The sequence below is a fragment of the Oculatella sp. LEGE 06141 genome (assembly GCF_015207605.1).
Classification (GTDB): Bacteria; Cyanobacteriota; Cyanobacteriia; order Elainellales; family Elainellaceae; genus Oculatella.
Genome location: NZ_JADEWO010000003.1, coordinates 264,064 through 272,620, shown reverse-complemented (window position 1 = coordinate 272,620; position 8,557 = coordinate 264,064). Strand labels below are relative to the sequence as shown.

General features: G+C 51.3%; 6 protein-coding genes and 3 pseudogenes. 5 read left to right on the top strand and 4 right to left on the bottom strand.

Annotation, left to right across the window (positions count from 1 at the left end; genetic code table 11):
- Nucleotides 1–188 (top strand): annotated as a pseudogene (locus tag IQ268_RS04190) (hypothetical protein); the annotation flags it as partial.
- A 228-nt stretch (nt 189–416) separates the two neighbouring features.
- On the opposite strand, the pseudogene IQ268_RS04185 reads toward IQ268_RS04190, so the two are convergent.
- The 3 genes and pseudogenes from IQ268_RS04185 to ribE form a co-directional block, all read right to left on the bottom strand.
- Nucleotides 417–773: pseudogene (locus tag IQ268_RS04185) on the bottom strand (Uma2 family endonuclease); the annotation flags it as partial.
- 154 nt (nt 774–927) lie between these two features.
- Nucleotides 928–1,230: pseudogene (locus IQ268_RS32065) on the bottom strand (Uma2 family endonuclease); the annotation flags it as partial.
- 20 nt (nt 1,231–1,250) lie between these two features.
- Nucleotides 1,251–1,946, bottom strand: a complete 696-nt coding sequence (gene ribE, locus IQ268_RS04175) for a riboflavin synthase (RefSeq protein ID WP_193875826.1) — start codon at nt 1,944–1,946, stop codon at nt 1,251–1,253.
- A 387-nt stretch (nt 1,947–2,333) separates the two neighbouring features.
- Between ribE and IQ268_RS04170 the strand changes: the two genes are divergently transcribed.
- The 3 genes from IQ268_RS04170 (at nt 2,334) to IQ268_RS04160 (ending at nt 5,395) form a co-directional block, all read left to right on the top strand.
- A complete protein-coding gene (locus tag IQ268_RS04170) occupies nt 2,334–2,843 on the top strand; it encodes a bifunctional nuclease family protein (RefSeq protein ID WP_193875873.1) in 510 nt (169 codons plus the stop codon).
- Between the two features lie 9 nt (nt 2,844–2,852).
- Entirely contained in the window at nt 2,853–3,983 is a 1,131-nt protein-coding gene (locus IQ268_RS04165; protein ID WP_193875824.1) for an aldo/keto reductase, read from the top strand.
- A gap of 233 nt (nt 3,984–4,216) precedes the next feature.
- Nucleotides 4,217–5,395, top strand: coding sequence for a ferrochelatase (locus IQ268_RS04160; protein ID WP_193875822.1), 1,179 nt, complete (start codon nt 4,217–4,219; stop codon nt 5,393–5,395).
- 141 nt (nt 5,396–5,536) lie between these two features.
- Here the strand turns inward: IQ268_RS04160 and IQ268_RS04155 are convergent, their stop codons facing one another.
- Nucleotides 5,537–6,082: an NADPH-dependent FMN reductase gene (locus IQ268_RS04155; RefSeq protein WP_193875820.1), complete on the bottom strand. Its 546-nt coding sequence runs from the start codon at nt 6,080–6,082 to the stop codon at nt 5,537–5,539.
- Between the two features lie 456 nt (nt 6,083–6,538).
- Between IQ268_RS04155 and ftsH the strand changes: the two genes are divergently transcribed.
- Complete coding sequence (ftsH, locus tag IQ268_RS04150; RefSeq protein WP_339383492.1) at nt 6,539–8,491, top strand: ATP-dependent zinc metalloprotease FtsH; 1,953 nt, start codon at nt 6,539–6,541, stop codon at nt 8,489–8,491.
- Nucleotides 8,492–8,557: the final 66 nt, after the last annotated feature.

Sequence of the window (8,557 nt, the reverse complement as noted above, 5' to 3'; positions counted from 1 at the left end):
GTGATAAGCAAGATGTCATCGCCACCATCAAAAACCTGCACAAACGCGGCTTTGCCGAAGCAGGTGAATGGAGCAAAGCGATCGCCATCCCCTCCCCCAACGCCCACGACAGCCTGCCAACCATGCCCCCCGGCAGCGTCATGAGCATCTTAACCAAGTACCTGCATCAAGACGAAGGAAACGGTTAAAAAAGGGACAGGCGCAAACGCAAACCGCCTCCCAAATCCCCCAAATCTCCCCCAATTCCCTAACCCTGAGGAACTTTGAACCAAAACTGGCTCGGAAGTCCCCCAAAATTGGGGGATTTAGGGGGCTAATGCAGAGCGTCTAACACCCCTAAGGGCGTAGCATTCGGGGCAATACGTCCAGGTCTATTGCAGAGGCTATCTGCCGAATGCTACGCCCCTACAGGAGATTTACACCTCTGGTTCAATGCTGAGCGATCGCAACTGTTCCGCCAACCGACTGGCTTGCTGTTGTGCCTGTAGCGCGTCTTCTTCAGGGGTTAGCACCAATTGACCATCCGCTGTGAAATAACGAAGCTGCCCGTGATCAATACCGAGATATAAATTAAGGGTTTCACTCCACAGCAACCCTGCTTCATTTGGCGCAATTTCCTGATACCGCTGGCTCACTAAACGAAAGCCAGCAAACTCTAAATCGTCGGGAGAAAACCAAAAATATTCGTGAGTTCTAAACCGATCTTGATAGAGGTCTTTCTTTAAAGTTCGATCGACCCTAGCCGTAGCATCAGACAGCAATTCGATAATTAGAGGATGTTTGAAAAGTAGCAAATGTCCTGCATTCGCCCCCTAAATCCCCCAGAATTGGGGGACTTTGAACGAGAATCGGCTCGGAAGTCCCCCATCTTGGGGGATTTAGGGGGCGGTTCGAGTGACGTTCAGCACTTTTCAAACATCCTCTTAAATCCGGATATTTTCCATCTTCTTCCCACACCACCCAGGATTTACGAGGACGATTTTGAGTTTGCTTGACTAAAAAGAAATCTGACCCTCTAAAGTCGCGGTTTTTGAGCTGTTGACGACTAAAATAAACAGTGAGATTAGCACCAATAAAGAAATCTTGGCGATCGCGCCACAGCCAGGATAAACAGGCAACCAACAAGGCTAGCTGAGCATAATGCAGCGAACTTTCTATTTCTGGCTCATTACTTTCAACATCCGTGGCATCGGGCATCAAATCTGCCAATTGTTGTGCAGTTAACGCCATAGTTGGCTCCTTTCAAAGCCTTAAAGATATCCATGCTCTGTTAAAAATGATGGTGTAATCGAATCCGATCCATTAGATGCGATCATGTCCTCTAATTCAGACACCACCGATTCCGTGGAATTCGATCCTAAACGCAAGAATTTTTCCACATATTTGCCCAACACATCCCCCTCCAAATTCACCCGGCCACCCGGCTGCAAAAAGCGGAGATTCGTCTCGGCATAGGTCAGCGGAATCACCGCCACCTTGAACCACGTTCCAGTGGCATTACAGTCCGCCACCGTCAGGCTAATTCCATTAATAGCAATGCTGCCCTTCGGCACAATATAGCGAGACACCCGCGCATCCGGCACCGTAAAGCTCATTTCCCAGGCGTTTGCCGTTGACACCGACTCTTCCAGGTAGCCAATGCCGTCAATGTGCCCCGTCACAAAATGCCCGCCCAACTTGCTGCCCACCCGCAGCGACGGTTCCAGGTTGATATGGGCATTGCCCTCCATATAACCCAAACTGGTGCGATCGAGCGTTTCAGGAGACACCGCAGCCGTAAACCCATTCGACAAAATCGTCGTCACCGTCAAACAAATGCCATCCACCGCCACACTGTCACCAATTGCTAAATCTTGTAAAATTTTGGGGTCGCTACAGGCGATCTGTAACTGATCCTCACCCAGGGGATGAATCGTACCCAGCGCTTGAATAAGTCCGGTAAACACAGCGTCCTTCAGAAATTTGTTACGGTTTAAAGCGTTTCTACACAAATCGAAACAAAACATTTTTTCTTTGCCAAAGAGTGTATCTCTTCGTCAAAGTTTCAGAATTCACCCTAGGGATTCGAGGCAAGATCAGGGCATACTGGAATTCAGTAATACTGATATATGGTGACAGGCTGGCTGATTTGGATCTCGTTACCCGATCGGGGTAAAGCAGAACGCTACCAGAAAAATCTGACTGGTTCTCTAAACCCTCCGGTTGACTGGAACACAATTCACGGATCTGGTTTTAAGGTTTGAGTGTTAGACTATCTCGACATCACAGGTTCATTCAGTCCAGTCTATCTTTGCTCAACGTTTACCGCTCAACGGATTCTAGAGGCTAAGTCAATGATTGAAATGAAGGTCGCTGGAATTGCCCTGGATGCAGCAACTCGCAGCCCCATTGTGCTTCTGAGGGATTCTACTGATCGCCGCCAACTACCTATCTATATTGGCCAGGATCAGGCTAGGGCAATCATCGGTGCATTAGAAAACCAGACTCCGCCTCGTCCGCTCACACACGACCTGATGGTCAATCTCCTGGAAGAATGGGATATGGCTGTCGAACGGATTGTCATCCATTCATTACAAGACAACACTTTTTACGCCGTTTTGACGGTGCGCCAGGGTGAAGTAAAAAAAGAGATTGATGCTCGTCCGAGCGACGCGATCGCCATCGCCCTCCGGACTAGAAGCCCAATCTGGGTAATGGAAGAAGTCGTTGCAGACGCGTCTATTCCAGTCGATCGGGATGCAGACGAAGCCGAACGGCAGGCATTTAGAGACTTTGTTTCTAACATTCGCCCCGAAGACTTTAAGCTTGGCGGTCGCTACAAAAGCAGCAGTGGCGAAATGTAACCGTTTAGCGTGCAATATCGACGTTTCGGCCAAACTAACCTGCCTTTCTCTGCGTTTTCCTTAGGGACAATGCGCTATCTGTCCTCTGAGGAAAACGCGCACCATACGGTACAGCGTGCCGTCGAGTTAGGCATCAACCACTTAGAAACCGCCAGAGCCTATGGCAACAGCGAACATTATTTAGGGGCTGCCCTCAAAGCTGGGTTGCCCCTAACGCGCGATCGCCTCTACATCACCAGCAAAATTTCGCCCACTCCCCATGCAGACTCGTTCGATCGCGCCCTGGATCAATCCCTGCAAACCCTCGGCGTTGACTATCTGGACAGTCTAGCCATTCATGGCCTGAACACTGAAGAGCATTTAGCCTGGATCACCGCCGCCAACGGCTGTATGAGGGCAGCGCAACAAGCCGTTGCCGATGGCCGAGTCCGCCACATTGGGTTTTCGACCCATGCGCCGCTCAACCTTATTTTGCAGGCGATCGCCACCGACCAATTTGAGTTTGTCTGCCTTCATTACAACCTGTTCTTTCAGCGCAATGCCGCTGCCGTGGCACTCGCCCACACCAAAGACATGGGCATCTTCATTATTTCTCCTGCCGACAAAGGAGGAATGCTGTTTACGCCGCCCGATCGGCTCGTGGAGCTATGCCACCCTTTCTCACCCCTGGAGCTAAACTATCGCTTTTTGTTGAGCGATCGCCGCATCACCACGCTAAGCCTAGGAGCGGCCACGCCAGGTGAACTGGACTGGCCGCTAACCGTTGCCGACCGGGACGAGCCATTAACGGGTGAGGAACTAGCTGTTTTAGACCGCTTGCAAACCCACCAGATGCAAGCCTTGGGCACCGAGCGGTGTAGCCAGTGTTACGAGTGTCTTCCCTGCCCCGAAACCATCAACATTCCCGAAATTTTGCGCCTACGCAATCTGGCGATCGCCTACGACATGACGACGTTTGGTGAATACCGCTATCGGATGCTGGAAAATGCCGGACACTGGTTCCCCGGACGACGGGGCGATCGCTGTACAGATTGCGGCGACTGCCTGCCGCGCTGTCCCGAAACCCTCGATATTCCGGCTCTCTTACGAGATACCCATCAGCGCCTCAGCGGTTCCCCTCGCCGCCGCCTGTGGCAGTAGCACCCCCACCTCCACCTGTAAAAACACACTCCTTCGCAAGATGGATTGTGCGCCATTGCTTCAGCGGTATGGTTGCAAATTGACAGACTTCAGACTGTTTTCACACCATCCCCTCCAGGGGGATGTTACGCTAAATGGAATAAATGCGGGTTGAGACACCCCAGATTCCACAAGCTGCACGTTGAAGCAGACACAACAAAATTAAACAAGCATTAGATATTGAGGTGCAAAGCGTGGTTGCTACTCCTGAAAAGCTGCAAGATACTCAAACCCCAGCTTCTGGTACCGATCGGGTAGCGGTTCTGTTGATGGGATACGGTGAAGTCGAAAGCTATGACGACTTTGCAAATTATAACGAGCAAGCTTTGAACTTGCTCACCGCCAAGTTTGCGCCTGTCCCCACCTGGATTTATCCACCCCTTGCCAAATTGCTGGCCGTCTTCGACCTACACGAGTGGAGCCACCAGCACGACCATTTTATTTCACCGCATAATGCCATTTTCGAAAATCAGCGGGCAGGCATTGAAGCGCGACTGCAAGAAAAATGGGGCGATCGCATCCAGGTGTTTAAAGCGTTCAACTTCTGTGCGCCTTTCCTACCAGAGCAGGTGTTAACCGAAATTAAAGCTCAAAGCTTTGACAAATTGCTAATCTATCCGCTGCTGGTGGTCGATTCGATCTTTACCAGCGGCATCGCTGTAGAGCAGGTCAACAACGCCCTGGCCAAACTGGCAGACGGCAACGAGCATTGGGTAAAAGGAACGCGATATATCCCCTCTTTTTATAACGAGCCTGCCTATATTGACTTAATGGCACGCCTCGTCGAAGAGAAGATTGCCAGCGATTTGGCGGTCGCTCATTTGCCCTCCCAAACCGGAATTATTTTAATGAACCACGGTTGCCCCCACAAAGCAAAAGGGTTCACCTCCGGCATTGATGAGAGTCAGGCGCTATACGAGCGAGTGCGAGAGCGGTTAATTAACCGCTATCCCTTAATCTCGGTTGGCTGGCTAAACCACCAGACACCGCTAATTGAGTGGACGCAACCCAACGCTGACCTCGCAGCTAAAAACTTGATTGACCTGGGAGCAACAGCGCTCGTCTTTATGCCGATTGGGTTTGCCACCGAAAACCACGAAACGCTGCTAGATGTGGATCACATCATTCAAGGGCTGCGGAAAAAGCATCCTGAGGTGACCTATGCCCAACTGCCCTGCGTCAATGACCATCCTGATTTTCTGCAAATGGCCGCCGATTGGGCAGATGACCAAATTGCCGCCCTCCTATCCGAACAGGCACTGAGCGTCAACCCATCTCTGGCAGCAGTTCAAGCGCAGGCATATCACGACCATACTCACCACCACGATCATCACCATCATGATCACGATCATGGGCATCACCATCATCACTAAATGATGCAGATGCAATGAGTTCAACGTAAAAGCGATCGCTCCTCGTATGGAGCGATCGCTTTTGTTTAGCAGGTCGTTTGTGCAAACCAGGGTAGAAACCCCTTCCTGAGAGAATGCAGGATGGTTGCTACATTTCAACCACTACGACACACCTCTCAACTTCTGAGTGTTTTCCACCAAACTTTGAGCAAACTGGTCAAGTCGCTTCGACAGATTCTCGTCCAAAATCTTGCCGTCTTCATCAAACGCTTTCCAGGCTTGGCCGATCGCCACCTGCTCAGGAATCACCCAGGCATGAACCCACCGCATAATCACGCGCAAATCGTTGAGGGCATTGCTGTTCGATTGTCCCCCCAAAACGCTAATCACCCCAACGACCTTGCTAGACAGTTCCTCAAATCCCATCAGATCCAGGGCATTCTTCATTACACCGCTAACGCTGCCATGATATTCGGGAGTTGCCAAAATTAGCCCGTCTGCCTGCTTAACCGCCGTACTGAGCCGCGCCACATCGGGATAGTCGGAATAATCGTCTCCCCCATGACAAAAGGGAAGGTTCATAGTTCGCAAATCTAGAATTTCGGTTGAGGCACCCAGCGCTTCAACTCGCTGGATCGCTAATTCTAAAGCCTTCTGGCTATGTGAATCTGGGCGCAAACTGCCGCCAATTCCAACAATTTTAACCATTAGTCAGCTCCTACCTTAACAGTGATAAACAGTCCGAAAAGCCGTTATTAAATTCCAGGGTGGCAAAGTCTGCAACACGGGAGATGTCGTGACTCACCTGGCTTCATTACCTTGAATTCAGAGGGTTAAAAATTTTTATGAAGTTCTTTATAAACCCAGTATAGCAGTCAAAGCGTACTCGTAACGAGTATGCTTTACGAAACGACCCTGGCATCACCAGAGCGTCACTAGACTTGCCCAAACAGGGACCCCATCCAATCACAGCACCTTACACCGCATACCAGCACCCTTAGTTCAGCGTCATTTCGCCGTCATGACTGAGAGAGTTGAAGCTACACTAGGGTTAGAGAGGCTATCTGCGTCCTGACAGTTAGGCTCATACCCAGTGGGAACACTGCAAGAGAAGCTTAGTAAACAGGAGGTTGAGCTTAGCGCATGGGAAAAGGCAATTCACATATGAAGCGTTTCAACAAACGAGCAGATCATCAACTTTCTCACTCTGAAGAGAAGATCCCCTCTCAGCGGGAGAAGTCGCTGAGCAAAGGTTCCACCGTAGCGGCAGGAGCGATCACGGCCATTTGGATGGTATTGCAGAGTGTGATGGTGAGTCCGCCTGCCCTGGCACAGGCTACGGCTCGCGATCCAATTAGTTACAGCGACTTGCTGCAACGGATCGAAGAAGGGGAAGTTACACGGATTGAAATTGACCCCGTGCGCGGGATCGCAGAAGTGCAGTTAAGAAATCAGCCACGCGACCAGGTGACTCAGGAAGTTCCTTTGTTTGCTGGCGATCGCAACTCCGAGCTAATTGAAGCGGCTCGCACCAACAATGTTGACCTGGAAGTTCAGCCATCTGCCGATGGCGGGGCGATCGCGTGGTTAGTGACCCATGCCCTACTCGCCTTCCTGCTCATCATTGGCCTGCTGATGATTTTGCGCCGTTCCAGCAACGCTTCGGGACAGGCGATGAACTTTGGCAAATCCAAAGCTCGCTTCTCGATGGAATCTAAAACCGGCATCATGTTCGATGATGTGGCTGGCATTGAAGAAGCCAAAGAAGAATTGCAGGAAGTCGTCACCTTCCTTAAAAAGCCAGAGCGCTTCACTGCGGTGGGTGCCAAAATTCCCAAAGGGGTGCTGCTGATTGGCCCGCCCGGAACCGGGAAAACCCTTCTGGCCAAGGCGATCGCCGGAGAAGCAGGTGTCCCCTTCTTCAGCATCTCCGGTTCAGAGTTTGTGGAAATGTTTGTTGGGGTCGGTGCTTCCCGTGTGCGCGACCTGTTCAAGAAGGCGAAGGAGAATGCCCCCTGCATCATCTTCATTGATGAGATTGACGCAGTAGGACGGCAACGGGGTGCGGGGATTGGAGGTGGAAACGATGAGCGTGAGCAGACGCTTAACCAGCTTCTGACCGAGATGGACGGGTTTGAGGGCAACACAGGCATCATCATCATTGCGGCAACGAACCGTCCTGATGTGTTGGATTCTGCCCTGCTGCGTCCCGGTCGCTTTGACCGTCAGATTCAGGTAGACTTACCCGGCTTCAATGGTCGGTTGGGCATCCTCCAGGTTCATGCCCGGAACAAGAAGCTTGATCCAGATGTGTCTCTAGAAGCGATTGCCCGTCGCACGCCTGGTTTTTCTGGAGCCGAACTAGCCAACATGCTAAACGAAGCGGCCATTTTAACGGCTCGTCGCCGCAAAGATGCCGTTACGTTGCTCGAAATCGATGACGCGATCGATCGGGTGACAACCGGCATGGCAATGGCTCCGTTGATGGATAGCAAAAAGAAACGAATCATTGCTTACCATGAAGTTGGTCATGCCCTGTTAATGACCCTGCTGAAGAATTCCGATCCGCTCAACAAAGTCACGATTATTCCTCGTTCGGGCGGCATTGGCGGATTTGCTCAACAAACCTTTAACGAGGACATGATTGATAGCGGACTGTACACCCGCTCCTGGTTGCTCGATCGGATTACGATCGCCCTGGGGGGTCGTGCTGCCGAGGAAGAGGTATTTGGCGATGCCGAAATTACAGTGGGTGCCAGCAACGATATCCGTGTGGTGGCCGACCTTGCCAGAGAAATGGTGACTCGCTACGGCATGTCTGATTTGGGTCCTTTTGCCCTGGAAAGCGGCAGTAGTGAAGTCTTCCTGGGTCGAGACTTGATGTCGCGCACAGAATACTCTGAAGAAGTGGCGATGAAAGTCGATCAACAGGTGCGGACGATCGCCACTCGCTGCTATCAGGATGCGCGTCGTGTGGTGCGGGAAAACCGAGAACTGTTAGATCAGCTAGTCGATCTATTGCTGGAGCAAGAAACCATTGAAGGGGAGCAGTTCCGCAAGATCGTGGCCGAGAAGGTAACCCTACCCGAACAGCAACTCACGGCAAAAGCAAACTAAGTCCATCGCTCCATTTATCAAAAACCCCTCCTGCCTAGCAGGAGGGGTTTCTTGTTGACCTGAGTT

What these genes read in the sequence shown, in the direction of transcription:
- IQ268_RS04170 (WP_193875873.1), top strand. Translation starts at nt 2,334, where the DNA reads ATGATTGAAATGAAGGTCGCTGGAATTGCCCTGGATGCAGCAACTCGC.
- IQ268_RS04155 (WP_193875820.1), bottom strand. Translation starts at nt 6,082, where the DNA reads ATGGTTAAAATTGTTGGAATTGGCGGCAGTTTGCGCCCAGATTCACAT.
- ftsH (WP_339383492.1), top strand. Translation starts at nt 6,539, where the DNA reads ATGAAGCGTTTCAACAAACGAGCAGATCATCAACTTTCTCACTCTGAA.